Origin of the sequence: Bacillus cereus group sp. N11, from assembly GCF_016483605.1 — a bacterium.
Lineage (GTDB): Bacteria > Bacillota > Bacilli > Bacillales > Bacillaceae_G > Bacillus_A > Bacillus_A toyonensis.
In genome coordinates this window covers 44,961-70,406 of record NZ_JAEHBN010000021.1, presented here as the reverse complement: position 1 = coordinate 70,406, position 25,446 = coordinate 44,961, and the positions used below count along the sequence as shown (strand labels likewise).

The following is a 25,446-nucleotide window of genomic DNA, read 5'->3' as shown; positions in this document are numbered from 1 at the left end:
ACCCTTTTTATTTTCAATAAAAAATTGACGAAGTATACTTCTCATAGTAATCTATAGTAACAATTTGAAACCTGCTGAAATTCAGCAGGTTTTTTTACTAAAAATTAATGTTTAAAAAGAATTAGGAAAAAATTATAAAGTGAAACTTTAATCAGTGGGGGTTTTGTTCATCCCCCACTGATTATTAGCCCACACCAATCGGGCATTTACGGGCAGCCCGACTCCTACCTAACTCCTTTGCTCTAGCCGAACTTTGAGGTAGGAGTTCTACTGCCCGCAAATAGCGGGATAAATGAATCTTAATTTCTTTTTTTATATCACTAAAATATCACTTGCTAACATATTGTAATGAATGTATAGTATCATGTTGTACATTCATTATGACAAGAGAAAGGATCTTATTAAGGGTATGAAACTTGGTGCTCGCATTTTAAAAACGGGTATTGCCATCACATTAGCTTTATTTGCTTGTATTTTACTTCACTTACCGAGTCCGGTATTTGCGGGAATCTCAGCTATATTCGCTGTTCAACCGTCTGTATATCGTTCATATTTAACTGCACTTGAACAAATTCAAGCAAACGTAATTGGTGCGGTATTCGCTATCGTATTTGCTACTGCTTTTGGACATAATCCTTTTATTATTGGATTAACATGTATATTAGTAATTGCTCTTACATTACAATTACGATTAGAAAACACAATATCAATTGCTTTAGTAACAGTTATCGCCATTATGGAGTATCAAGGCGAAGATTTCTTTAGTTTTGCCTTACTTCGCTTTGCGACGATTATGATCGGAATTATTGCGGCTTCAATTGTAAATTTAGTGTTTATGCCGCCAAAATACGAAACAAAGCTTTATCATCGTATCGTTGATAATACAGAGGAAATTGTGAAATGGATTCGAATGAATAGCAGGCAAGCTTCTGACTTTACAACGTTAAAAACTGATATTGATCGTATGAAAGAAAAAATGATCAAACTAAACCATTACTATTTGCTGTATAAAGAAGAAAGAAGCTACACGAAAAAAGTACAGTTCGCAAAAATTCGTAAGCTCGTTTTATTCAGACAAATGTTAGCGACGACAAGCCGTGCTTTAAGTACGTTAAAATCATTACATCGCACTGAAAATGAACTGCGCTATATGCCAGAAGAATTTCAGGAATCTATTCAAAACGAACTTGACTCATTAACGCATTATCATGAACAAGTTTTATTAAAATTTATTGGTAAAGCAAAGAAACAACAATCCGTTGAGATGCTTGATGAAGTTGAAACAGGTAAACAAGAATTAATTGATATCTTTATGGAGTATCAAAACAAAGATGATGAGGAAGCATATAAAACATGGTTACATCTATTCCCTCTTATTTCTTCAATTATTAATTATAGTGAAGAAGTAGAGCATTTAGATTTACTTGTGGATAGCTTCTACACATACCATAAACCAGAAACAGAACTCCAAATCGACGATAAAAAAGAAGACGAATAAAAAACAGCTCCTTTTTACGCTAAAGGAGCTGTTTCTGTTATATTTTGAAGTTGATATAAATTGTAATAGAATCCCCTTTTTTTCATTAACTCTTCATGAGAACCTGTTTCTTTAATTTCACCATCTTCAATGTAAATAATTGTATCAACATGCGTAATCGTTGCTAATCGATGTGCAATTATAATCGTCGTCCGATCAGCAGCTAACGTTTGAAGTGCCTCTTGAATATACCGTTCGTTTTCTAAATCTAAAGCAGAAGTTGCTTCATCTAATATAAGTAACGATGGATTCTTTAGAAATACTCGCGCAATTGCTACACGTTGCCTTTGCCCACCAGATAACTTCACACCACGTTCTCCAACAACAGTATTGTAACCATCTGGTAACTCTATAATAAAATCATGAATTTGCGCGGCTTTGGCTGCTGCAATCACTTCTGTCTCTTTAGCTTTCGGATTTCCATATAAAATATTAGCTCCGATTGTATCGCTAAATAATAAATTATCTTGCAGTACAATTCCAATATGGCTACGTAAATTTCTCATATCATACTTTCTTACATCTATCCCATCTACATAAACTGACCCTTCCGAAACATCATAGAAACGCGGAATTAAACTAGCAAGAGATGACTTTCCTCCCCCACTCGCTCCTACAAGTGCTACCTTCTCTCCTGGCCGCATAGTTAATGACAAGTTATGTAATATCTCTTTTTCATCTGCATTATAACGAAAAGACACATTATCAAATACAATTTCTCCATTTAATTTTTTCGCTTGTACCGCATTTGGCACATTAACAATATCGTACTTTTCATCTAACAGTTCAAACACTCGATCCATCGAGGCGAAAGATTGCGTTAATGTTGTAGATGAATTAACAAGGCGGCGAAGCGGACTATATAAACTATCCATATAACCAACAAAAGCTACCATAGTCCCTAGCGTTAACTGACCTTGAATTACTTCATATGCTGCAAAACCAATGACAAGTAACGGGCCTAAATCAGTTAAAGTATTTACTGCCGAAAATGTTCTCGCCGTCCAACTTGTATGCGTTAATGCTTTCGTTAAAAATTCATTATTTCTTTTTTCAAACTGCTTACCCTCATACTCTTCTAATGCAAAGCTACGCGTCACTTGCATTCCTTGAATACGTTCATGTAAATAACCTTGCATAGTTGCTAACGCTTGTGAACGTTCTTTCGTCAATTTTCGAAGACGTCCGAAAAAATATTTCACCGCAACAACATAAATAGGTAAAATCAATAAAGCAACAAACGTTAACTTTATGTTCATAGAAAACATAACAATAATAGCAATCGCAATTGTCGCAGTATCTAACCAAACATTCATTAAACCGGTAATTACAAAATCCTTCGTTTGCTCTACATCATGGATTACACGTGAAATAAGCTCTCCTGTTTTTGTATTCGAATAATAACGCAAGCTCAATTTTTGCAAGTGACCAAAAATATGTTTCCGCAAATCATATAGTATTGTATTCGCGATACGTTGCGCGAAATATTGACGATAATATTCAATCGGTGGCCTTAATACTGCAAAAATAAAAAAGGCTATCCCAATCGCCGTTATTAATTGGGACGTTTTATCTTGAAGTGAACCCCCGCCTTGGATTACATCGTCGATAATATACTTTAATAACCATGGCATAATAAGCGGGATACCGAACTTAACTAGACCGATAACAATTGTAATAGCAATAAGCCATCTATATGGTTTAACAAATTGTAAATATCTTTTTATACCTTGCACATAATCCCCCCTCTAATAGGACAAACCTGCCGGGAAATCCCCTGCAGGTTTGTTTTAATTTCTGTACATTAAATATCTCTCATACCACATATCTACGAAATCTGGTGCAAATGGACCTTTTCTTTGATGAATCCACTGCGTTAAATGTGCTACATTTCGCTTTAAAATTGTATCAATAACAGGTGGATATTGCATGATTTGACTATGCTTTTCATACTCATCTTCATCTAACAGTGTATATGTCATATCTGGATACACTTTAATATCTAAATCATAATCAATATACTTTAATGCTTCTGAATCATATGCAAAAGGAGAACTTAAATTACAATAATAATATACGCCCTCTTCTCTTAGCATCCCAATCACATTAAACCAATAGTTTGCATGAAAATAACAAATTGCAGGTTCCCGAGTAACCCATGTTCGGCCATCTGATTCTGTAACTATTGTTCGATCATTCGCTCCAATTACAAGACTCTGTGTCCCTTTTAAAATCGTTGTCTCTTCCCACATTCTATGAATGGAGCCATTATGTTTATAACTATGTATTTGTACTTTTTCTCCTTCTTTGGGAAATGCCATATATGCTCCCTTCTTTCAACTGCAAATGCCCTTCTTAAATTAAATCAACTATCCTTTGAACTGCATTCACTTTTTTTCTATTATAACTTTTTTGTCGAAATTTTAAAACTAAAGCGACAAGACTCTATTTTTCACACTGCATGTTTATTGTTGAATACCATATCCCTACTGAGGCTTTTCCTGACTCATTTATAAATGAGGAAATAATAACAGAAAAAGCCCTTCCTTATTTTCATGTTAAGAAGGACTTTTCATCTGAAGGTAAGAACATATCTTATCCTAAATTTGAAATCATTTTTTCAGTTTCAAAAGATTTAATCACACTATTCGTTTGCTTTTCGAATTTTTCATGTAATAGTTTCAATGCTATTTCTGTTCTATATATTTCTTGGCGAATAAAATGTAAGTCTTTTTTATCGCACGTATCCTTTTCACTCACTTCAATTTGCTGATACTTCTCTAAGTGTGATTGCAATTTTAACAGCTCATCCATCGTTTCCAATTGCTCTCCTACCAACTTATCAAAATCCTTCATTACTTACCCCCTTTTAGATTTATTCATTAGTTATTATTCCTAATTACATATTTCTAATCTTTAACTTCCTTCTCCTTTGACTACATTTGTTGACTTATTAGAAGTTATGTCGTTCACTTTCTTTTCATTACAATGACCCGCACACAAAGAAAACACTTCTCTCGAATTGGAGAAGTGTTTTTCTTTCATTACTCGTTTGAACTAGAAGATTGTGATTGTTTTGCAGCTGATTTTGCATTTTGTTTTTTCACAGCATGCACGTCTGTTTCAGTTGCAAATTCTGTACCATAACTAGCGTTTGCACTTTGTGCACCAGAAGCTTGTGCTTTCTTTGCTTCTGATTGTGCGTTTGCTTGTTTTACTGCTTGTACATTTGTTTCAGTCGCAAACTCTGTACCATAACTAGCATTTGTACTTTGAATGCTAGCACCAGAAGTTGCCTTGTTATAACCTTGTTGTTTTTTACTCATCTTTCTCACCTCCACAACCAATAATGTAACCAATTCACTCGGAAACTATCCGTAATTTTTTGTTGAAAAATTTCCGCATATATCTCTTAATACTCATTCAAACTATAGGGTACGGAGGTGGAAATATGTATATAGGACGCGATATGACTGAACTAACGATGATTTCAAAAAATGAATGGAAAGAAGATGAATTAGCTTATTTTCATCATTCATTACAACAGATTTTGCCCTATTTAAACGCAGAAGGTCAAAGTATTTATAAAGAAATTGTAATAGAAATTGAATCAAGAGGTGGCTTACAAGAAGGTAATGCCAGTTGGACTCATGGGACAAAAATTTCTTACGATTAAAAAAGTGTTCCCAATCTAGGGAACACTTTTTTTGTTTATCCCGCTTTAATGGGCAGTAAGACCCCCACCTCAAAATGCAGCGAAAGCAAAGAATTTATGTGGGGGATCAACTGCCCATAAAAGTCCGATTAGTTCAACTAATAATCAGTGGGGGATGAAGACAACCCCCACTGATTAAAGTTTCACTTTATTGCATTGTAATTTTCTCAACACAACTCTCATAAATCGTACGATGCGATTTAGAGAAAGGTAACTGCTCAAATGCTTCTTTCGATACAAACTTTAATGTATCTGTTTCAACAATATCACCAGTTACTTTTCCGTAAAATACGAATATATCCCAGGTGCGATGCGTAAACGTATGTTGCACATTCATTGCGTACTCATCAATAGAAATCGAAAGCTCAAACTTTTCCTTCATATAATCTATAAGCTGTTCTTTCTGACTTCGAATCCCTTCACCAAGTTCAATATTCGGAAACTCCCACATATTAGCTAATAATCCGCTACTTGGACGTTTATTAATAACGTAACGACCATCTTCAGTTTGAAGTACTCCTGCAACAAGCGGTACCATTGTAGGAGCTTTCGCTTTACTTTTTACTGGTAGTTCTTTTTGAACACCTTCAGCATATCCCCTACAATGCTCACGTACAGGACAAAGTAAGCATGCTGGATTTTTAGGAATACAAATTAGTGCACCTAATTCCATCAAACCTTGATTAAAATAAGATGGATTTTCAGCTGAAATAATTTCCCGCACAATCTCTTCAAACACTTTTCTAGTTTTCGGTTTTGCAATGTCATCCCATACTGATAAAATACGGGATAACACGCGCATAACATTTCCGTCAACTGCTGGCTCTGGTATACCATATGCGATACTTAAAATTGCACCTTTTGTATATGGTCCCACTCCTTTTAATTTTTCAATTTTCTTTACATCACTCGGTACTATCCCGCCATATACTTCTTTTACCTCTTTTACAGCCGTGTGTAAATTTCGTGCTCTAGAATAATACCCTAAACCTTCCCATGCTTTTAATACTTCTTCATCATCAGCATTTGCTAAAGCTTCCAACGTAGGGAACTTCCCCATAAAATTTGCGTAATATGGTTTTACAGCTTCTACCCTTGTTTGCTGTAACATAATTTCCGAAACCCAAACACGGTATGGATCTTTATTTTTTCGCCACGGTAAGTCGCGTTGCTCTTTTTCAAACCAACCAATTAAATCATTTTGAAACTGCTCTATGTTAAATTTTTCTAATATTTCAAGTGTCAAACTTGATCCCCCTCATTTTTTTGCATATACGTACTATTATAAAGATTTTTAGGAAAAAATTTAAGTAAGATGACATAGGAAATAGAAGGCAAAGGACTTGAGGTATCGAATAAAAAGAGTTACATTAATAAAAAACGGAGGTGGATTTCTATGGACACAGCCACTCACCTTGTTATGGGTGTCACTTTAGGTAGTTTGGCAACATTAGACCCAGCTATAGCGCAAAGTGATATTGGACCACAAGCAGTTATGCTCGCTACAATTGCTGGTTCCAATATTCCTGACATCGATACAGTTTTAAAATTGCGTAATAACGCTAAATATATAAGAAATCATCGCGGGGTTACTCATTCCATTCCTGCAGTAATTCTTTGGTCATTCCTTATAAGCGGCATCTCTTTCGCCTTCTTTTCAGACGCTCCATATCTTCATCTACTACTTTGGTCATTTATAGCTGTCTTTCTTCACGTCTTTGTAGATATTTTCAATGCCTACGGTACACAAGCGTTACGGCCTTTCACAAAAAAATGGGTCGCACTCGGCATAATTAATACGTTTGATACTGTGATTTTCTTTATCCATATACTTGCGATTGCTTGCATGCTCGTAGGTTCCCATAAAGGATATACAGCCTTAGCTGCATATATATTAATGATTGTTTACTATATCGGACGGATTATGATGCATAGAAATATAAGAAGCGTTGTACACAAACGTTTCAAACATGTTGAGAAGATCATCATTTCTCCTTCTTATCGATTTTATCATTATCATTTAGCAGTCGTTACGACTGATTATTACTACGTTGCGAGATGGCATCGTGGTAACATTATGATATACGATAAGTTCGATCGGGTACCGTTCCCAGATAACGCTATTATGAGAGCTGCTAAACAAGATGAAAACATCTCGGCCTTCTTATCTTTCTCTCCTGTATATCGTTGGGATATTTTTGATTATGATAACTATTACGAAATTCGATTCATTGATTTGCGCTATCGAAGTAAAGATTATTATCCATTCGTTGCAATCGTTCAGCTCGATCAAAATTTAAATATTATTAATTCTTATACCGGATGGATTTTCAGCGAAGAAAAACTTCGAAAGAAACTGGAATTGCTTCCACATTAAAAAAAGCGACTTTAGTCGCTTTTTTAATGTTTTAAATGGTCTTCTTGATTAATTAAATGGCTGTATTTCGGATTATTTGTACGCATTTCATGAAGACGCGCTCCATGATTATTAATCCATGTTCTTACTACTTGCTCAGTCATCTCCTCCCCTTGATAACGACCTGATTTCGCATAAGTTGTTTGAAAATCTTCCCAAAGTAATTCAACCCACGCACGAGCTTGTCCGTAAGAAAGCTTGTCATTCTTGTCTAATAATTCTTTCGTTAATGCTTCATAAATATCATTCATGTTCTAATCTCCTTTTACCTATTTATCCCTTCATTTCTAAAGGATAGTTTCTTCTATTTTGCACATTCTATAAGTGATACTTCTTAAAGAGGTATCAACTGATGATGAGGAGGGCGTTCTCAATGGGTAAACAAGCCGAATTTTGGTCTGAGTCAAAAAACAACAGCAAAATCGACGGTCAGCCGAAAGCGAAATCACGCTTCGCTTCGAAACGACCTAACGGCACAATTAACACGCACCCACAAGAACGTATGCGTGCTGCAAATCAGCAGGAAGAGTAGTACAGGTACAGCCTAAAAAATTAACTTCCTACACGAGGTGATAAAGATGAGCTACCGTGATCGTTTAGATAGTCGTTCTGAATTATTTAACCATACGTGGACTCGTCCGAAACATGCGAAAGCGCAAGTTAACGGACAGACGCAACAAACCCAGTCTCTCATTATATTGGCCAACGAATGTAAAAAACGCCAATTTTAGAATCTCCTATCTCCTTTAACGCCTACCAAAGATGAAAACCAGAGAGATATTCGCTCTCTGGTTTTTATTTTTCTTGCAACAAGGAAATTGGTATCCCAATCTCTTCATTATCATTTTGCTTATAACCCCAAGCAAATACCCCATTGAAGTACGTAATTTTAAATAATACACCAGGTTCTTCTACTAATTCATATGTCTCACCAATATGGAATTTGTTTATATCAGTCATGTAAGCACGGGCCATGGCCATCTTTCTCATTAATACATCGAATTCATTTACAATTCCAAGTTGCTCAGCCTTTACTGCTTGCTCCTTCAAAGCGCCAATTTCTTCTCTAAGCTCATGCGGTGTCATTTCACTGTAGCGTTTTGGCATATTCATCTTATTATTCCCCTCATCCCTCTTCACGTTTCATTTGTAAAAATATCTCTATTTCATCAATAGAAAATCCTTTTCGATATAACGCTTGTTTCATCTTATTTTCGAATGTCCATCCATCATACTTCCTATATTTCTCATAATATTTATTCCCATGATAGTGTAAAGCTTCTTGTTGCTTTTCGTCATCTTTTTCGTCTTTCAATTCTTCCAAACAAATTTGAATCACATCTCTAGAATATCCTTTACGAACAAGCATTTCATCTAACTTTAGCTTCATTTGTAAAAATGAATGCTTTTGATAAGATTTTTTCTTTTTTTCTACAAGAATCAAAGCATTTTCAATTTGCTTCTCCTTTGGATACTCTTGTAAACTATGTGTAATGATTAGATCCTGAACGCCTTTATTTAACAGCTCTCTTTTTATAACAGTTGGACCTTTTCGATTCACATTACTTTGCGTTCGCGTATATAAAATGGCATACTCTTTATCATTAATATATCGGTCATGTAATAATTTCGAAACGACTTCAGAGATGATGGCCTGTCCCACTTCTTTTTTTCGTAAAAAATCTTCTATTTCTTGTTTCGTTCTCATTTGATAGGATAAATAGGAGATTGCTTGTAAATATGCTTTTTGTACCTCTTCATTGAACAAAATATTGCCTAACTCTATTTCATCAATTTCTAAACCTTTTTGTAATCCATGTTTCATTAAGATTACTTGATCCACACTAAATCCGTACTCTTCACCTTGACCTTTATCAATATAAATATTAAATCGCTCTTTCGATCGTTTTTGCACTTCTATTTTTGTAATGACAGCCATACTCTCACCTCTCTATTATTTTAACATAGTCAAGGAACATTTTTGCTTTTCAAGAATATATATAATGAGGAGGAAATAATTATGAAAATTGCAATTTCTGGTGGTACTGGCTTTATCGGCAAATATCTATCTACTTTTTTCATTCAAAAGGGATACACAGTCTATATCCTTACCCGAAAAAATAAAATTGAAACTTCAAACCCTAACCTTCAATACGTACAATGGACACCAGATTTACCTACTTTCCCCCTCTCTTCTATTGATATAGTTATTAATCTAGCTGGAGAGTCAATCAATAGTAGATGGACAAAAAAACAAAAAGAAGCAATTTTAAACAGTAGAATTCAAGCAACAAGAGGACTTATTAAACAACTACAAACACTCAGCACAAAACCACATACATTTATTAACGCAAGTGCTATTGGATACTACGGAACTTCTGAAACAGAGTCTTTTACCGAGCAGCAAGAAACTCCCGGAAATGACTTTTTAGCAGAAACAGTATTTTTATGGGAGCAAGAAGCATGTAAAGCACGTTCTCTTGAAATCAGAACAATATACGCAAGATTCGGAGTCATATTAGGTGCAGACGGAGGTGCTCTTCCAAAGATGCTACTTCCCTATCAATTTTATATCGGAGGCACAATTGGATCTGGAAACCAATGGTTATCATGGATTCATATAGATGATGTCGTTCGCATGATTGATTTCATCATACACAAAGAAGAAATTAATGGTCCTCTTAATATTACAGCCCCGTTACCTATAAGAATGAAGGAATTTGGAGAAACCATGGCAACTATAATGAGAAAACCTCATTGGTTACCTGTCCCTTCATTTATGCTTCACGCTTTATTGGGTGAGATGAGTATACTTGTACTAGAAGGGCAACATGTATTACCTAGTAAAGCAATTGAACATGGGTACCAATACACATTTCCGACAATAGACCATGCATTACAAAATATACTTTCGCATACAATGTAGTACTTCTAAAACACAGTTTTACAAGGGGTTCCCTTTCAAAACTTTCATTTTCTAGGATTCAGAGCATTACTACACAAATAACCTTTCAGTTACTTTTTCTTCAATCACATTAATATTGTAAAGTAACAGAAATGAGGTACCTATGAAAATATTGCTCAAACAAGCCATTGTGTATCCTATTACATCTCCCAAGTTTCAAGGTGATGTACTCGTTATAGGAGAACGAATTGCTGAGGTCAAACCTTCTATTCAGCCTACTCAAGATATGACCGTTATAGATGCGCGAGCTCTTCATCTCTTACCTGGATTTATTGATGTCCATACTCACCTTGGTCTCTATGATGAAGGCACTGGTTGGGCTGGGAATGACGCTAATGAAACCTCTGAAGTTTCAACACCACATATCCGTTCTTTAGACGGAATCCATCCTTTTGATATCGCATTTCAAGACGCTGTACAAAACGGGATCACAACTGTTCACGTTATGCCTGGGAGCCAAAATATTATCGGCGGTACTACTTGTGTAATAAAAACAGCTGGAACTTGTATTGATCATATGATTATTCAAGAACCTGCCGGCTTAAAGATTGCCTTTGGAGAAAATCCTAAAAAGGTCCATAGTAATGGAACGAAAGAGTCCATAACACGTATGGGGATTATGGGATTACTTCGGGAATCATTCTATGAAGCACAGCACTACGGGCATGAAGCTGATTTTCGAATGCTCCCTATTTTAAAAGCATTACGCCGCGAAATACCGGTACGTATCCACGCTCACCGTGCTGACGATATTAGTTCTGCTTTACGCTTTGCAACAGAATTCAATCTTGATTTACGTATTGAGCATTGTACAGAAGGACACTTTATTGTTGAAGAGCTTTCAAAACACAATTTAAAAGTTTCAGTTGGTCCCACTCTTACACGCCGGTCTAAAATCGAACTAAAAAACAAAACATGGGATACTTACCATATATTATCTAAAAATGGAGTAGAAGTTTCTATAACAACTGATCACCCTTATACACCAATTCAATATTTAAATGTTTGTGCTGCTGTCGCAGTAAGGGAAGGATTAGACGAGAAAACTGCATTGGAAGGAATCACTATATTTCCAGCGAGAAATTTGCGTTTAGAGGATAGAATTGGAAGCATTGAGGTTGGAAAAGACGCTGATCTCGTGTTATGGACACATCATCCTTTCCATTATTTAGCCAAGCCTGTACTAACTATGATTGACGGAAAAATAATTTACAAAAAAAATAAAAAAAACTAGTTTATTTTTTTGACTAGATAAAGTATTATACGATTATAAACTGAATGAAACCATAATCAATTTGTGTCGTGATTATCATTTTCAAATTGATGAATGGGGAAGGCAAATGGTGCGCCACCAGCGTTATAAACTGGTTCTAGTGGGTTCGATTCCCACCCCGAAATTTTTTAAAGATTGATATAAAAATTTCGAGGGTGGGGTGCTTTTTCGTCATGCTACCCTCGTGTGAGGAGGAGTTAGTGTGTTGAAAAAACGCGACTTACACGACAGCCACGTTCTATACGAGTTAATGGTGGATCCAGCTGTCTTCCCTTTTGTGCGTCAAAAGGCTTATTCTTATGAGGAATATTTATTTTTAACGAAACAAACCATTGAAGCCGAAGAGCGTGGAGAGTTAATTTCACGCACAATTTTAGATGAATGGGGTAACCCTATCGGAACAATTACTTTATTTGATGTGCAAGAAAAAGCTGGATTCCTTGGAACATGGCTTGGAAAACCATACCATGGCAAAGGCTATAATAAATTGGCGAAAGATTCATTTTTTAGCGAACTTTTCTATGAGTTAGATATTGAAACCATCTTTATGCGTATTCGCAAAATAAATATTCGTTCTATTAAAGCTGCCGAAAAACTACAATATGTGAATCTAGCAAATGAAACGAGAAAAGCCGTTTATGATGAAATTAACGTAAATGAAGAAGTATATAATCTATATGAAATTCCAAAAGATCAATATACACTTGCAACAATGCGTGATACAACATTCCAAGACGCCCACCACTTAAAAGAAGCGTAATCTAAATTTTTAGAAATAATAATTAATCATTAACCGTTTGGCATATATGTATATCACCCCATGTCTTTGGAAACGATAGATAGTGACTTTAGGACACGAGGTGATTTGTAATGGATAAAAAGAAACGTGACAAAGCGAAAAATACATTATCTAGTACACAAGAAGTTCTATACCAACGAGAATTTCGAAAAGCAGATCGTGCAGCGGGATATCGCTCAAAAAGTATTTAAAGTGAAAATGAATAATTAGAAGTTTTCCCCCCTAATTATTCATTTTCATTACATAATTTTCCCGACTGACAGAAATAACCTAAAAGAGTTCCCTTATACATAAGGGAACTCTTTTGTTGTGGACAACTTTATCCACAACATCGATATGATTGTGAATATTTTTCTAAAAACTTTGATATTTTTATATATTTTCGCACATATCAACTACTGGAATTGTGGATATTTTTCTAAAAATTGTGGACAATGTGGATATAGTTGTTAATATTCCGACTTTACCGTCTAATGAAAGCGCATCCCTTTGTGGATAAAGTGAAGGCTTTTACGGGAAGCTATCTCCCACCTAACGTCCTCGCATTCGCCCAATTTCAAGATGGGAGTCTTACTTCCCTCAAATAGCCGGATAAAGGAATCTTTACAATAAAAGGAACCCTCTTTAAACATATAAAAGAGGGTTACATATTAAGTAAATGATTCTGCAAGAGCAGGTGATTTCATAGGTATATGATTCGGCTCTGCATGATTTTCTTCCAAAATTGTATCCACGATATGACATGCCGGTTCAGGACGATAAATATTTTTCATTGCTTCTTTCATTTGGAGAAGCTTCATATCATCTTGTAATAACGCCTCTGTTTTTGCAAAAACCTCACTGTCATCACGGATTACAACTGCAGCTCCTTTTTTTTCAAAATACAACGCATTTTCATTTTCTTGTCCTGGGACAGGCTTATATAAAATGACAGGTACTTGTAATGCTGCTGCTTCGCTTAATGTAATACCACCTGGCTTCGTAATCATACAAGAAGTAACACGGAATAACTCATCAATGTTTTCAACATAACCAAATACTTTTAAAGCATCCGAATTTTGTTCCTGTAATCCTAATAAATCCTGTTTTAAAGCTTCATTTTTTCCGCAAACGACAACTACTTGTAAATTAGGTACGGCCATAAATGACTGGCATAGTTCTTTTACACTTCCTAGTACCCCATGAGCACCTGCTACAATTAGTAAAATCTTTTTATTCTTACATAACTGATACTTATTATATATAATGTCTTGATTTATCTTTAGCTCAAAACTATTGCGAATTGGAATTCCAGTTTCAACAATTTGTTCCGCAGGTACACCAATATCAACCATCACCTTTTTCACGTGATCAGTTGCTACAAAATAACGATCTACTTCACGATGAATCCATATTTTATGCACACAAAAATCCGTCAACACATTATAAACAGGGATTGAAATACCTGTTTGCTTTTTCAACTCAGGTACAGCTATGATTGGAAAGGTATTAATAACGATATCCGGTTTCTCCACTTGTAAAAGTGATTTCAAACGTTTCCTTCCAAAATTTGCGTACCAAGATGCTATTTTTTTATCATAAATTTTTTCTACCCCGTAATAAAACAAACGATATAATTCTTTTCCTATTGTATAACTTTTTAAATATAAATATTTTGTAATGTCAGTTATAAATGGATGTGATTCTCCAAACAAGTCGCATACAATTACATTTTCAATTCCTTTTTGGCGAAATGTTTGTTCTAATGTTTTCGCTACTTGCACATGACCATTACCGTAATGTGCAGTTAAAATTAAAACCTTGGGGTTTTTTATCAAACAAATCCACTCCTAGCTTTTTGTTTCTCCATATTGCATATACGACAATAGGAAAAACATTTTCCTTAAACATTACATACTTGGATTCCAATATTCCCCTGTTAGCTATGTACCTGTCGTGGATATGCAAAGCATATAAGATTGACCCCTTAATCCTATCCGTGCTCATATCTTTACATTATACTTTCCTATAAGAGCTTTCGCAATAACTTACAAATGTTCTCTATTCCATGATACTCACTCTTTTACTTCTTAATTCTTTTTACTATTTTGATTTCCCTTTACAATTATGTAAATTTCTCCACTTATTCCTTACAAAAATATGGATATTCTTTTTTCAGTATACTCTTTTCTATATATATACTCTAGGTTTTATTGTAAAGAAAGCAAAAAGTCTAATCCAATATTTGGATTAGACTGCTTTTAAAATATGTCTCGCTTGTTCTACATTTTTTTCCGTAGGTGGTTCTACATTTGCGAGTGGATATTTATGCCCAAGCGCCTCCCATTTATATACACCAAGCTTATGATATGGTAGCACTTCAACTTTCTGAACATTAGACAGACTTTGAATAAAGCTAGATAATTTTTGCAGATCCTCTTCATTATCAGTAACACCTGGAACTAATACATGTCGTACCCAAATCGGTTTATTCTTATCCGATAAATAACGAGCAAATTGTAAAATATGTTCATTTGATTTCCCTGTTAATTTACGATGTTTCTTTGAATCAATATGTTTCAAATCCAATAAAACTAAATCTGTATAATCCATTAATTTATCCAACTTTTGCTGGAATTCTGGCTCTTCAGAATAACAACCTCCAGAAGAATCAATTGTTGTATGAATTCCAACTTCCTTACATTTCTTAAATAATTCAATTAAGAAATCTAACTGTAATAATGGTTCTCCACCACTAACTGTTATACCGCCTCCAGAAGCTTCAATAAATGGAAGGTAACATGTCACATCCTGCATTACTTCTTCAACTGTTATTTCTTTTCCTTTACCGATCTCCCACGTATCAGCATTATGGCAATATTGACAACGTAATAAACACCCTTGTGTAAATATGACATAACGAATCCCTGGGCCATCAACAGTACCACAAGACTCTACAGAATGTATTCTTCCTTTTACCATGTTACTTCCTCCTTTATTGAAACAGCCTCCCTCCACTACATATTAAAAGCGGAGGGACACTTTTTTCACTTACATGCTTTCATGCATTGTACGGTTAATTACATCAATTTGTTGTTCACGAGTTAATTTAATAAAGTTAACAGCGTAACCAGATACACGAATTGTTAATTGTGGATATTTTTCAGGGTGCTCCATTGCATCCATTAATGTTTCACGATTAAATACGTTAATATTTAAGTGATGTCCTTCTTTTATTGCATAACCATCAAGCATAGATACTAAGTTGCGCACTTGTACATCATCTTCTTTACCAAGTGCTTTTGGAATAATAGAGAATGTATTGGAAATACCATCTTGTGCATCTTCATATGGTAATTTAGCTACAGATAATAGTGATGCTAATGCACCTTTTGTATCACGACCATGCATTGGGTTTGCGCCCGGTGCAAATGGTTCTCCAGTACGACGGCCATCTGGAGTATTACCAGTTTTCTTACCGTATACGACGTTAGATGTAATTGTTAAGATTGACATTGTATGAACAGAATTTCTGTATGTTTTATGCTTACGAAGTTTATTCATAAATGTTTTCACAAGATTTACTGCGATTTCATCTACACGATCATCGTTGTTACCGTATTTAGGGAAATCACCTTCAATTTCAAAGTCAACTGCAATACCATTTTCATCACGAATTGGTTTTACTTTTCCGTATTTAATTGCACTTAATGAGTCTGCTACTACAGACAATCCTGCGATACCTGTCGCCATTGTACGAAGAACATTTGTATCATGAAGCGCCATTTCAATACGCTCGTAGCTATATTTATCGTGCATATAGTGGATAACGTTTAATGTATTTAAATATAGACCTGCTAACCATTCCATTGTCATATCAAACTTATGCATAACTTCTTCATAATCTAATACTTCAGAAGTAATTGGTGCGTACTCAGGGCCAACTTGAGCTTTAGATTTTTCATCTTTACCGCCGTTAATCGCATATAGTAATGCTTTCGCTAAGTTTGCACGTGCGCCGAAGAACTGCATTTGTTTACCGATTCTCATTGCAGATACACAACAAGCAATACCGTAGTCATCACCGTAGTCAGCACGCATAATGTCATCATTTTCATATTGAATTGCTGATGTTTTAATAGACATTTTTGCACAGTAGTTTTTAAAGTTCTCTGGTAATTGTTTAGACCAAAGAACTGTTAAGTTTGGTTCTGGAGCTGGTCCTAAATTATCTAATGTATGCAAGAAACGGAATGAGTTCTTTGTTACTAATGGACGACCATCTAAAGCCATACCACCGATAGATTCAGTTACCCAAGTTGGGTCACCAGAGAATAATTCATTATAATCAGGTGTTCTTGCGAATTTCACAAGACGTAATTTCATAATGAAGTGATCCACGATTTCTTGTACTTCTTCTTCTGTTAAAGTACCATTTTCTAAATCTCTTTCAATGTAAATATCTAAGAATGTAGAAGTACGTCCAAGACTCATTGCAGCTCCGTTTTGTTCTTTAATCGCTGCAAGATATGCGAAGTATAACCATTGGAAAGCTTCTTGTGTATTTGTTGCTGGTTTAGAAATATCAAAACCATGAGAAGAAGCCATTTGTTTTAATTCTTGAAGTGCACGCATTTGCTCAGATAACTCTTCGCGTAAACGCATTGTCTCTTCGCTCATTACACCACCAGTTAAATTAAAATCAGCTTTTTTAGCTTCAATTAAATGATCTATACCATATAGCGCTACTCGGCGGTAATCACCGATAATACGTCCACGTCCATATGCATCTGGAAGACCAGTAATAACACCTGATTTACGAGCCGCTTTCATTTCTGGTGTATATGCATCAAATACACCTTGATTATGAGTTTTACGCCAGTCTCTGAAAATCTTACTAAGTTCTTTATCCATTTCGTATCCATAAGATTCACAAGCTTGTTCCGCCATACGAATACCACCATATGGTTGTAATGAACGTTTAAATGGCTTATCAGTTTGGAAACCGACTACTTTTTCAATATCTTTATTTAAATATCCTGGTTCATGTGATGTAATAGAAGAAACAATTTTTGTATCCATATCAAGAACGCCACCGTTTTCACGTTCTTTTGTTGTTAAATCCATTACTTGATCCCAAAGTGTTTTCGTTGCTTCAGTTGCTCCCGCTAAGAAAGATTCGTCCCCTTCGAAAACGTTTACATTATTTAAAATGAAATCGCGAACATCAATCTCTGCTTTCCATTTTTCACCTTTAAAGTTTTCCCATGCGTTTTTTACATTTTCTAATATTTGAGTCATCCTAATCTCCTCCATTTTTGATTAGTACAGGAATAAGATTTTTTATATAACAGCTTACACACTTAGAATACTACTTTTTTGCGAAAGTGAACGAAATAGTTGTGACATGTTTGTGAAATGTTGAACAAACTACTGTATGCATAGTGTTAACTTCACTCAAAAGTCTTTATAATTAACCCTTTCTTTAATTGTATTTTTTTGGTATCCTTATATACGAGTCCTATTTTGTAATATAAGAACAATACCCATTGTAGAGCTGTAATACTCTTATCTCCTAATCTGTTATAGTTTTTATAACGGAACAAAAAAGTGTACATATGTTGTACACTTTTTTTGTTACCTATAAAACATCTCTTTTTCTATTTCCATCATAGAATCCACCCCGACTGCCCTTTAATGCAATTAATTGCTCTAATCCTTCGATATGATCACCAATAATTCGAAGTACAGCTGGAGGATGTCCTATTTTTGCAAAATGTTCACTGGGACGAATACGGTTCATTTTATCGACCTCAACACGACTGACACATGCAATTTCGAATCCTGAAAGAACAGCTTTCACTTGCGCTACACAAGGTGACAGTAAAGATCCATATCCTATTGCTTTCAAACACGTCTTACTAAATGCATTAGGTACGGCAATAAGAGAGCCTACTCCTAAATCTTTTCTATCACAAGCTAAATTTAACGCATATTTAAATGCAGTTACGAGATGAAGTGGTACTCTTAAATCTAAATAATGATTTAGATCATTTAATGCGACATCTTGCCCATCTGCAATAGCTTTTGCAAAAGGATATAGCTCACTAGCTGGAATAACAAAATCACCGTCTATAAATAACACAATCTCTCCTTTTGCAAAATAAGTTCCAAGCGAACGCCCCACATCGTTTCCGAGTGCTTCTTTATATATAATTGTTGTTGCTCCTTTTTCTTTTGCAATTGTTGCCGTTTTATCTGACGAACCATTTACAACAACGATGATTTCAAAAGGTTCAATTTTACGAAGCTCCTCTATAACGTTTCCAATTGTTTTCTCTTCATCTTGTACAGGAATAATTACCGATAATTGCTTTCCTTTATACAAATTAGATGTAACGCCCCATCCTTGATAAAAATCTTCAAAATTTAAAGTATGATAGACACTCTCTCTTTTCCGATTTCCATCATAATATCCTCCACGCTCATCGCTGCCTATTATCCGCTCCGCTACAGCTTCTATATGGTCACCTATCATTCGTTTTTCAGCTTGTGCAAGATCCGTGCCATATGCTGCATGCTCGAGTGGCCGAAATTTATTCGGCGTAATAACGTCAATTGCACAATGACGACTAATTTTCCATTTACTTTGTGCTAAGCGTAAATGAGCTACAATAGGATTAACAAAACATTCATATCCAATACTTTGAACGACTTCTTTCGTCAACGCATGAGGTACAGATAATAAAGAATCAATTTTTAATTCTTCGCGCTCTAACATTGCATTTAATATTTGGCGCCATACTGTAACGGAATGTGGTTTTTGTTTTTTTAAAAATAATGCATCCAAATTATTTAAAACGATGTCAGCCTGATCATGTAAAATCGGATTAAGAAATAATTGCAATTTTGAAGTTTGAATAGCGAAATCTCCATCTATAAACAGTAATACATCACCTATCGCATGTTTTGCACCAACTGCGCGGCCAACGTCGTTACCAAGTGACTCTTTATTCTGAATTACTCTACATCCTAAACTCTCAGCAACCCCTTCTGTACCATCATTACAACCATTAGCTACTACAATAATCTCTACTGGATTGAATGGCTTTACCGATTGAATCACGTCTGAAATCGTATCCACTTCATTACATACGGGAATAATAACCGATAATGACTTAGCCATTGTTTTCTTCACGAAACCATTTAATAGTTTCTTTCAATCCTTGTTCCCACGTTATTGTCGCTTGAAATTGAACAAGTTCTCTTAATTTTGTTACGTCTGGTCTTCTATTTGGAATTTCCTCAAAACCATGTGGATATACTTTTTCAAAAGGAACTTGTACAATTTTTGAAGAAGAATTTGTTAGTTTTTTGATTACTTCTGCTACTTCTTTAATATTTTTTTCATTCTCAGAACCTATATTAATAATCTCACCATTTACATTCTCATCCATTGCTCGAATCGTTGCCTCTACTGCATCACTTACGTACGTAAAGCAACGTGTCTGCTTTCCATCGCCATATACGAGAATGTCTTCACCTTGCAAAGCCGCACGGATAAATCGTGGGATTACCCCTGCATACGGACCATCTTTCGCTCTTGGACCATAAATATTAAAATAACGAACAATCGTTACCGGTAAACCTTCTAATGCGTATCCTAAACATAATGTCTCTTCTAACGTTTTACAAACTGCATAACTCCAGCGTATTTTAGAAGTTGCCCCGTATAATCGATCTCCTTCTTCAGAGAAAGGTGGCTTGCCCTTACCATATACTTCTGAAGTAGACGCAAAGACTACTTTTTTCTTGCCTTTTAATGCTGCTTGTAAAATGTTTCTCGTTCCATCAAAATTTGTTTCAATGAGTTCTATACTTTTTTCCATTGTCGTTTTAACACCTAATATTGCTGCCAAATGGAATACTACATCGTGTTGATTTACTAATTCATCGATTGCCTTTTTGTCTAAAACACTGATTGGAATAACTGGAATCTCTTTCATTAACTCATTATGATATTTATTTTTCCCTTTATAGAAGTTATCCACAATTGTGACTCCATAACCTCTTTTCACCAATTCTTCAGCTAGATGTGATCCAATAAATCCTGCTCCACCTGTAATTAAACATTTCTTACTCATGCACTCACCTTCTTTATAATTCCACGTGTATCGATTACTCGCTTTATTCTTTTAAAAAGCTCCCAATCGATATTAGAGTGATCAGTTAAAATTAATATACAATCTGCTTGTTTAACCTTTTGTTCATCCAAGGAAACAGATTGATACACCCTATCTCCAATTTCCGCAGAAGAAATATATGGATCATGGTATTCTATCTCGTATCCTTCTTTTATTAGTAATTGAATAATTGGCAATGCTGGTGATTCTCTCAAATCATTTACATCTTTCTTATACGCAATCCCTACAATTAAAACCGTTGCGGGTGATTGCACCATGCCTTTTACCTTTCCGACTATTTTCTCTGGCATTTCTTCATTAATTACATGTGCCGCCTCAATTAATTGACTAATAGCCCCATTTTTCTTTATTCTCCATTGAAAATATAAAGGATCTACAGGAATACAATGTCCTCCTATTCCTGGTCCTGGCCAATACGGAGTAAATCCAAACGGTTTTGTAGATGCAGCTTCAAGCGCCTCATAAAAATTAATATTCAAACTTTCACATAGCATATTTAACTCATTTACTAACGAAATGTTAACTAAGCGCTGAATATTTTCAAATAGCTTACACATCTCCGCTACTTTTGGAGAACTAACAGGAACAACTACATCGAAGATAGTGCTATACAAATCCTGTACCTTTTGTTTACATTGTTCTGTTTGTCCACTAATAACCTTTGGAATCGATTGAACTGAATAGTGAATATTTGCCGGATCAATTCTCTCCGGTGAATAACCAATATAATAATCCACTCCTACCTTTTTACCAGTTCGAGAAATAATAGGAATGATAACTTCCTCAAGTGTACCTGGATATGTGGAGCTTTCAAAAATGAAGGTTTGTCCTTTTTGAAGGTTTTGTTGTATATAATGCGAAGCTGAAATGAGAGCACTTAAATCCGGTTCTCTTTGCTCATTAATTGGAGTCGGGACAGTAACAATAACATAATCACTCTTTTGGAACTCAGTAACACCTTTATCTGGTGTATTTACTAGTAAGCTTTTTTTAGTTAATAAACTTTGTAACTCTTTAGAAGAAACATCTGGAATATAACTTTCTCCTTTTATAATCGATTCTATTTTCCTAGTATCTTTATCTAGTCCAAGTACTGTATATCCTCTTTCTGCGAAATGGACCGCTAAAGGAAGACCAACATACCCTAATCCAATAATAGCTACTTTACTACTAGCATTCATCTGTATTCTTTTCTTCCTTTCTCAATTGTTGAATAATATCTCTATCCCGTTCTCCATCTGTAAAACTCCCGCGTTCGTCTGTATATTGTAATAGATAAGCAATCGCCTCAAGTTGATCACCGAAAATACGGTCAAATGCTGGAATACGTCCATTAACAAATCCATGTTGCTCTGGGCGTACTCGATTTGTTTTTATAACATCTACAAATTGTACTGCTGTAATAGAGAATCCCTCCAAAATAGCTTTCATTTGAGCTAATGGCGGGATAATGAGAGAGTCATATCCAATTTTATCTATTACCTTCTTATGCATAGCATGTGGCACTGCCGTTAGTGAGTTATTCCATAAATCTGGTCGTTTCGCTACTAAATTTACAAAGTATTTTCCCATACTAATTGGATCCGCGGGATGAAACATATCTAATAAACATTGCAAATCATTTAATGCCATATCACTCCCATCTTCAATAGCATGCAAAAAGGGAGTTAGTTTTTTTGCCGGAATAGCAAAATCACCATCAACAAATAAACAAATATCAGCTGTAGCATGCATGGCTCCTATCGCTCGCGCTACATTATGTCCAAGCGCCTCCCCGAATTCAACAACAATAACATTCTCTAGCTGTGCCTGTTTAATAGTCTCGATATCCGCTCCATTCGCAACAACAATAATTTCATCTACTCCTGCTTTTTTCACTTCTTGTATAACAGATTTTATAGTCATCTTTTCTTCTGACACTGGTATAATCGAACTATATTTCGCTTTTTCCTTCTTTAATACAGCTGGTTTATATTTCCCTATAAACTCTCTATCTCTGTTTCCCTCCGAAAAACCACCGCGTTTACCATATATTTCAATTACATATTGCAAAGCACGTAAATGATCACCCATAATACGACTAGTCGCTTTCGGATAAGGAGAACCAGGTGATGTTCCCGTATGCACAGGACGAACCTTATTTGTATGAATTACATCGACCGAAGCCATATCGACAATATCTACTCCTCTAGACATCGCCATCGCTTGAAATAATGCTGGATCTGCTAAATTCCACCACCCAAGTTTCTCAATAACTTCCCTACTCATCGCATGTGGAATTGCGATTAAAGATCCAACAACAAGCTCCTTTTTATTCAAATAGCGATTCAACATGAATTTTCCAACTGTCGTATAATGTGGTCTCATCTTTAAATAAACCGACCATGTTAAATTATTCACAACAATTTGGTGCCCCTGCCGAATCCCTTTCACGAAACTTTGTAACTCTTTACTCTCAATAACGATGTCACCATCTAAAAACAAGACAATTTCACCTTTTGCTTCTCTTGCTCCAATTGCCCGTCCCACATCATTGCCAAGAGAATGTTTATAATAAATCACATGACAATGATGTTGTATTGCTATTTCTTTCGTCCCATCTGTCGATCCATTATCTACTACGATAATTTCATACGGCTTCAGCTTCTCCACTTCTACTAAAACTTGAGATAACGTACTTGCTTCATTATGCGCCGGAATAACAACTGATACTCTCATACTTGTATCACGCTTACCCTTCCAAGCGAACATAGGCAATAATAGGAGTACGCACAATTACATCTTCCGGTGGTCCATAGGAAGGAGAAGTACGAACACTTACTGCCCCGTCTGTCACAGATAAAAGAATGCCTGCAACAATTTCTACAGCTGTCACAACTTGCACTAACTCACCAACATGGTTACGCAGTTCATCAGTAAATAACATATATAACTCTCCTTTCTTACACTTCTTTAATTGATATAATACTTGTAAATGGTAATAAAACTTCAGTTCCTATTCCTTCTTGCAGTGTTAAGAAATCGTCGCCAACTGCTACAATAACACCTGTTAACTGCCCAACCGTCACAGTAATTTCGACGTTTTTACCTAAATATTGCTTTGCAATTTCTTTAAACGGTGATGTATTACATTCTTTTAAAATGTTACAAATAATCGATTGAAATTGACTTGATTTAATAAATTCTTCTGTAGCTTGCTTAGAATTTCTTTGAATAAATCTCGCAAAGTTTTGCGAAAATAAAAGTCGTTCCACAGCAGGCAGTAACTTGTCATCTAAAAAATAACCTAATTGTCTATTAAACAGTCGGGATAATTTATGCCAATATTTTCTGAACAGACACATACACTTCTCCTCCTATTTATTTTTAAAATATAAAAAATACATTCATACATCTTAATGTATACAAAGCAGGCTTTTTATGTGATAGGTAAGACATACATTTTTCAAAGAAACAAGAATTTTTAACTAAATAAAAAAGATAGACGGTATCCCATCTATCTTTATAAGTATTTTAATTTTTAATTGTAACAATGGCAGCTGTACTGTAATAAACCGCTCGTGGTAATTCTGCCTGTTCACTGATAGAAGCTGTAACAAGAGAACCACCGCTTGCCGAAAAATACTTAACAGCTTCTAACGGAATACCATCTTCTTTCACATCAATATGCGTGCCATCTCGCCAGTCTATTTTCTGCATTGTTGCTGAAAGGTCCCCAGTCACTTTACCAAATTCTTTACCATCCACCCCTAAAAAGATCCATTCCCATTTTGTTAAACTTAGTACTTGTTTCAACTCCCCAATTTTCTTTCCATCCATATTCGAAAAAATATAGAAGTTGCGTACTCCCATATTCTTTTGAACACGCAACAATCTTTCTCCTGAGTGATTATATAAATAAAATTGTTGCTTATGTAGTCCCTTAAAAAGAAAAGAGAGTACAGCTTGCCATACACTTTGAATAACAAAATCATACTCTTCTTTTAAAAAACCTACTGTATTTCCTTCTAATCCAAAGTACGTTATTACTTGAAATATCCCTACCTCTTTCCGAACAACAAATTTTTGTTGCTCAAGTAATTCAGAAGTCTCTATATTATAATTTTCCTGTTTAAGTATTTTTGATCTTCGTTTTTCTATAAAGCTATATATTAATAATCCAAATACTGGTAGTACAATACCTATTAATTGCAGATTGTCTTTCTCTGAAGTGAATAGCATCCCTTTTTTATATTCCATCACTAATCCAATTGCAACGATAATCCATACAATGACAGATACAAAAAAAATACGTTTCGCATTACGTGCGTGATGCTTATGTATACTCATATCCCGTCCCCTTTTCCATTTATCCCGCTATTTGCCGGGCAATAAGACCCACACTTCAAAATTCGGCGAAAGCAAAGAAGTTAGGTGGGTGATCGACTGCCCGTAAAAGCCCGATTGGTGAAGGCTAATAATCAGTGGGGGATGAAGAAAACCCCCACTGATTAAAGTTTCACTTTATTTCATTATCCCATTGCACATACACTTCCTCAATAAAAAAAGACTATCCAAA

Annotated in this window: 27 protein-coding genes and 1 pseudogene; 9 read left to right on the top strand and 19 right to left on the bottom strand. The window is 35.2% G+C overall.

The features are described 5' to 3' along the window. The first annotated feature begins 409 nt into the window (after positions 1-409). On the top strand, positions 410-1,498 hold the full coding sequence (locus tag JDS98_RS25550; RefSeq protein WP_087969380.1) for an aromatic acid exporter family protein: 1,089 nt from the start codon (positions 410-412) through the stop codon (positions 1,496-1,498). A gap of 14 nt (positions 1,499-1,512) precedes the next feature. On the opposite strand, the gene JDS98_RS25545 is transcribed toward JDS98_RS25550, so the two are convergent. The 4 genes from JDS98_RS25545 to JDS98_RS25530 form a co-directional block, all read right to left on the bottom strand. Beyond that, on the bottom strand, positions 1,513-3,273 hold the full coding sequence (locus tag JDS98_RS25545; RefSeq protein WP_001161636.1) for an ABC transporter ATP-binding protein: 1,761 nt from the start codon (positions 3,271-3,273) through the stop codon (positions 1,513-1,515). Between the two features lie 54 nt (positions 3,274-3,327). Beyond that, positions 3,328-3,858 carry a nucleoside tri-diphosphate phosphatase gene (gene ntdP, locus JDS98_RS25540; RefSeq protein ID WP_000885402.1) on the bottom strand — a complete coding sequence of 177 codons (531 nt, stop codon included), beginning with the start codon at positions 3,856-3,858 and terminating at the stop codon, positions 3,328-3,330. Between the two features lie 274 nt (positions 3,859-4,132). Then, a complete protein-coding gene (locus JDS98_RS25535) occupies positions 4,133-4,393 on the bottom strand; it encodes a YgaB family protein (protein ID WP_000651154.1) in 261 nt (86 codons plus the stop codon). 188 nt (positions 4,394-4,581) lie between these two features. Continuing rightward, positions 4,582-4,863: a gamma-type small acid-soluble spore protein gene (locus JDS98_RS25530; protein WP_000039034.1), complete on the bottom strand. Its 282-nt coding sequence runs from the start codon at positions 4,861-4,863 to the stop codon at positions 4,582-4,584. Between the two features lie 125 nt (positions 4,864-4,988). Here JDS98_RS25530 and JDS98_RS25525 point away from each other — a divergent pair, with 125 nt between their 5' ends. Continuing rightward, entirely contained in the window at positions 4,989-5,213 is a 225-nt protein-coding gene (locus JDS98_RS25525) for a hypothetical protein (RefSeq protein WP_000275432.1), read from the top strand. 187 nt (positions 5,214-5,400) lie between these two features. On the opposite strand, the gene mutY is transcribed toward JDS98_RS25525, so the two are convergent. After that, entirely contained in the window at positions 5,401-6,498 is a 1,098-nt protein-coding gene (gene mutY / locus JDS98_RS25520) for an A/G-specific adenine glycosylase (RefSeq protein ID WP_000171373.1), read from the bottom strand. Positions 6,499-6,648: 150 nt separating this feature from the next. Between mutY and JDS98_RS25515 the strand changes: the two genes are divergently transcribed. Beyond that, positions 6,649-7,629: a metal-dependent hydrolase gene (locus JDS98_RS25515; RefSeq protein WP_000379139.1), complete on the top strand. Its 981-nt coding sequence runs from the start codon at positions 6,649-6,651 to the stop codon at positions 7,627-7,629. A gap of 23 nt (positions 7,630-7,652) precedes the next feature. On the opposite strand, the gene JDS98_RS25510 is transcribed toward JDS98_RS25515, so the two are convergent. Beyond that, positions 7,653-7,919, bottom strand: coding sequence for a YfhJ family protein (locus JDS98_RS25510; RefSeq protein ID WP_000998161.1), 267 nt, complete (start codon positions 7,917-7,919; stop codon positions 7,653-7,655). A gap of 122 nt (positions 7,920-8,041) precedes the next feature. On the opposite strand from JDS98_RS25510, the gene JDS98_RS25505 reads away from it, so the two are divergent. Then, a complete protein-coding gene (locus JDS98_RS25505) occupies positions 8,042-8,200 on the top strand; it encodes a small, acid-soluble spore protein K (protein WP_000517891.1) in 159 nt (52 codons plus the stop codon). Between the two features lie 46 nt (positions 8,201-8,246). Further along, positions 8,247-8,399 (top strand): YpzG family protein, encoded by a 153-nt coding sequence (locus tag JDS98_RS25500; protein ID WP_000122093.1) that lies wholly within the window; start codon positions 8,247-8,249, stop codon positions 8,397-8,399. A 64-nt stretch (positions 8,400-8,463) separates the two neighbouring features. Here the strand turns inward: JDS98_RS25500 and JDS98_RS25495 are convergent, their stop codons facing one another. Next, on the bottom strand, positions 8,464-8,781 hold the full coding sequence (locus JDS98_RS25495) for a YfhH family protein (protein ID WP_001057020.1): 318 nt from the start codon (positions 8,779-8,781) through the stop codon (positions 8,464-8,466). 13 nt (positions 8,782-8,794) lie between these two features. After that, the gene (gene recX, locus JDS98_RS25490) at positions 8,795-9,607 is read right to left on the bottom strand and encodes a recombination regulator RecX (protein WP_000268510.1); all 813 of its coding nucleotides are present in this window, start codon (positions 9,605-9,607) and stop codon (positions 8,795-8,797) included. An 81-nt stretch (positions 9,608-9,688) separates the two neighbouring features. Between recX and JDS98_RS25485 the strand changes: the two genes are divergently transcribed. The 4 genes from JDS98_RS25485 to JDS98_RS25470 all read left to right on the top strand — a co-directional run bounded on the left by JDS98_RS25485 (position 9,689) and on the right by JDS98_RS25470 (position 12,896). Further along, entirely contained in the window at positions 9,689-10,594 is a 906-nt protein-coding gene (locus tag JDS98_RS25485) for a TIGR01777 family oxidoreductase (protein WP_000684404.1), read from the top strand. 142 nt (positions 10,595-10,736) lie between these two features. Continuing rightward, entirely contained in the window at positions 10,737-11,867 is a 1,131-nt protein-coding gene (locus JDS98_RS25480) for an amidohydrolase (RefSeq protein WP_000698290.1), read from the top strand. Between the two features lie 241 nt (positions 11,868-12,108). Further along, positions 12,109-12,666 (top strand): GNAT family N-acetyltransferase, encoded by a 558-nt coding sequence (locus JDS98_RS25475; RefSeq protein WP_000914740.1) that lies wholly within the window; start codon positions 12,109-12,111, stop codon positions 12,664-12,666. 110 nt (positions 12,667-12,776) lie between these two features. Then, positions 12,777-12,896, top strand: a complete 120-nt coding sequence (locus JDS98_RS25470) for a YfhE family protein (protein WP_000358484.1) — start codon at positions 12,777-12,779, stop codon at positions 12,894-12,896. 459 nt (positions 12,897-13,355) lie between these two features. On the opposite strand, the gene JDS98_RS25465 is transcribed toward JDS98_RS25470, so the two are convergent. The 11 genes and pseudogenes from JDS98_RS25465 to JDS98_RS25420 all read right to left on the bottom strand — a co-directional run bounded on the left by JDS98_RS25465 (position 13,356) and on the right by JDS98_RS25420 (position 25,217). Further along, a complete protein-coding gene (locus JDS98_RS25465; protein ID WP_000594698.1) occupies positions 13,356-14,522 on the bottom strand; it encodes a diglucosyl diacylglycerol synthase in 1,167 nt (388 codons plus the stop codon). Between the two features lie 412 nt (positions 14,523-14,934). Beyond that, a complete protein-coding gene (gene pflA / locus JDS98_RS25460) occupies positions 14,935-15,666 on the bottom strand; it encodes a pyruvate formate-lyase-activating protein (RefSeq protein ID WP_000238486.1) in 732 nt (243 codons plus the stop codon). Positions 15,667-15,735: 69 nt separating this feature from the next. Further along, on the bottom strand, positions 15,736-17,985 hold the full coding sequence (pflB, locus tag JDS98_RS25455; protein ID WP_000192129.1) for a formate C-acetyltransferase: 2,250 nt from the start codon (positions 17,983-17,985) through the stop codon (positions 15,736-15,738). 152 nt (positions 17,986-18,137) lie between these two features. Then, positions 18,138-18,357, bottom strand: a pseudogene (locus JDS98_RS30385) (hypothetical protein). Further along, entirely contained in the window at positions 18,326-19,870 is a 1,545-nt protein-coding gene (locus tag JDS98_RS25450) for a glycosyltransferase family 2 protein (protein ID WP_106081026.1), read from the bottom strand. The pseudogene JDS98_RS30385 and the gene JDS98_RS25450 overlap by 32 nt, the downstream one beginning before the upstream one ends. After that, on the bottom strand, positions 19,863-20,828 hold the full coding sequence (locus JDS98_RS25445) for an NAD-dependent epimerase/dehydratase family protein (protein WP_000037046.1): 966 nt from the start codon (positions 20,826-20,828) through the stop codon (positions 19,863-19,865). Before JDS98_RS25445 ends, JDS98_RS25450 begins: the two co-directional genes overlap by 8 nt. After that, the gene (locus tag JDS98_RS25440; protein ID WP_199634470.1) at positions 20,825-22,069 is read right to left on the bottom strand and encodes a nucleotide sugar dehydrogenase; all 1,245 of its coding nucleotides are present in this window, start codon (positions 22,067-22,069) and stop codon (positions 20,825-20,827) included. Before JDS98_RS25440 ends, JDS98_RS25445 begins: the two co-directional genes overlap by 4 nt. Then, complete coding sequence (locus JDS98_RS25435) at positions 22,059-23,606, bottom strand: glycosyltransferase family 2 protein (protein WP_242480992.1); 1,548 nt, start codon at positions 23,604-23,606, stop codon at positions 22,059-22,061. Before JDS98_RS25435 ends, JDS98_RS25440 begins: the two co-directional genes overlap by 11 nt. Before the next feature lie 13 nt (positions 23,607-23,619). After that, a complete protein-coding gene (locus tag JDS98_RS25430; protein WP_000899471.1) occupies positions 23,620-23,814 on the bottom strand; it encodes a hypothetical protein in 195 nt (64 codons plus the stop codon). A gap of 16 nt (positions 23,815-23,830) precedes the next feature. Continuing rightward, positions 23,831-24,232 (bottom strand): LSm family protein, encoded by a 402-nt coding sequence (locus JDS98_RS25425; RefSeq protein WP_000335538.1) that lies wholly within the window; start codon positions 24,230-24,232, stop codon positions 23,831-23,833. Between the two features lie 169 nt (positions 24,233-24,401). Next, positions 24,402-25,217: a sugar ABC transporter ATP-binding protein gene (locus tag JDS98_RS25420; RefSeq protein WP_097957049.1), complete on the bottom strand. Its 816-nt coding sequence runs from the start codon at positions 25,215-25,217 to the stop codon at positions 24,402-24,404. Between the last annotated feature and the right edge of the window lie 229 nt (positions 25,218-25,446).

Bases quoted from the DNA above. Each gene is read 5' to 3' on its own strand.
- JDS98_RS25550 (WP_087969380.1), top strand. From the start codon at position 410: ATGAAACTTGGTGCTCGCATTTTAAAAACGGGTATTGCCATCACATTA.
- ntdP (WP_000885402.1), bottom strand. From the start codon at position 3,858: ATGGCATTTCCCAAAGAAGGAGAAAAAGTACAAATACATAGTTATAAA.
- JDS98_RS25535 (WP_000651154.1), bottom strand. From the start codon at position 4,393: ATGAAGGATTTTGATAAGTTGGTAGGAGAGCAATTGGAAACGATGGAT.
- JDS98_RS25530 (WP_000039034.1), bottom strand. From the start codon at position 4,863: ATGAGTAAAAAACAACAAGGTTATAACAAGGCAACTTCTGGTGCTAGC.
- JDS98_RS25525 (WP_000275432.1), top strand. From the start codon at position 4,989: ATGTATATAGGACGCGATATGACTGAACTAACGATGATTTCAAAAAAT.
- JDS98_RS25515 (WP_000379139.1), top strand. From the start codon at position 6,649: ATGGACACAGCCACTCACCTTGTTATGGGTGTCACTTTAGGTAGTTTG.
- JDS98_RS25510 (WP_000998161.1), bottom strand. From the start codon at position 7,919: ATGAATGATATTTATGAAGCATTAACGAAAGAATTATTAGACAAGAAT.
- JDS98_RS25505 (WP_000517891.1), top strand. From the start codon at position 8,042: ATGGGTAAACAAGCCGAATTTTGGTCTGAGTCAAAAAACAACAGCAAA.
- JDS98_RS25500 (WP_000122093.1), top strand. From the start codon at position 8,247: ATGAGCTACCGTGATCGTTTAGATAGTCGTTCTGAATTATTTAACCAT.
- JDS98_RS25495 (WP_001057020.1), bottom strand. From the start codon at position 8,781: ATGAATATGCCAAAACGCTACAGTGAAATGACACCGCATGAGCTTAGA.
- recX (WP_000268510.1), bottom strand. From the start codon at position 9,607: ATGGCTGTCATTACAAAAATAGAAGTGCAAAAACGATCGAAAGAGCGA.
- JDS98_RS25485 (WP_000684404.1), top strand. From the start codon at position 9,689: ATGAAAATTGCAATTTCTGGTGGTACTGGCTTTATCGGCAAATATCTA.
- JDS98_RS25480 (WP_000698290.1), top strand. From the start codon at position 10,737: ATGAAAATATTGCTCAAACAAGCCATTGTGTATCCTATTACATCTCCC.
- JDS98_RS25470 (WP_000358484.1), top strand. From the start codon at position 12,777: ATGGATAAAAAGAAACGTGACAAAGCGAAAAATACATTATCTAGTACA.
- pflA (WP_000238486.1), bottom strand. From the start codon at position 15,666: ATGGTAAAAGGAAGAATACATTCTGTAGAGTCTTGTGGTACTGTTGAT.
- pflB (WP_000192129.1), bottom strand. From the start codon at position 17,985: ATGACTCAAATATTAGAAAATGTAAAAAACGCATGGGAAAACTTTAAA.
- JDS98_RS25450 (WP_106081026.1), bottom strand. From the start codon at position 19,870: ATGGCTAAGTCATTATCGGTTATTATTCCCGTATGTAATGAAGTGGAT.
- JDS98_RS25445 (WP_000037046.1), bottom strand. From the start codon at position 20,828: ATGAGTAAGAAATGTTTAATTACAGGTGGAGCAGGATTTATTGGATCA.
- JDS98_RS25440 (WP_199634470.1), bottom strand. From the start codon at position 22,069: ATGAATGCTAGTAGTAAAGTAGCTATTATTGGATTAGGGTATGTTGGT.
- JDS98_RS25435 (WP_242480992.1), bottom strand. From the start codon at position 23,606: ATGAGAGTATCAGTTGTTATTCCGGCGCATAATGAAGCAAGTACGTTA.
- JDS98_RS25430 (WP_000899471.1), bottom strand. From the start codon at position 23,814: ATGTTATTTACTGATGAACTGCGTAACCATGTTGGTGAGTTAGTGCAA.
- JDS98_RS25425 (WP_000335538.1), bottom strand. From the start codon at position 24,232: ATGTGTCTGTTCAGAAAATATTGGCATAAATTATCCCGACTGTTTAAT.
- JDS98_RS25420 (WP_097957049.1), bottom strand. From the start codon at position 25,217: ATGAGTATACATAAGCATCACGCACGTAATGCGAAACGTATTTTTTTT.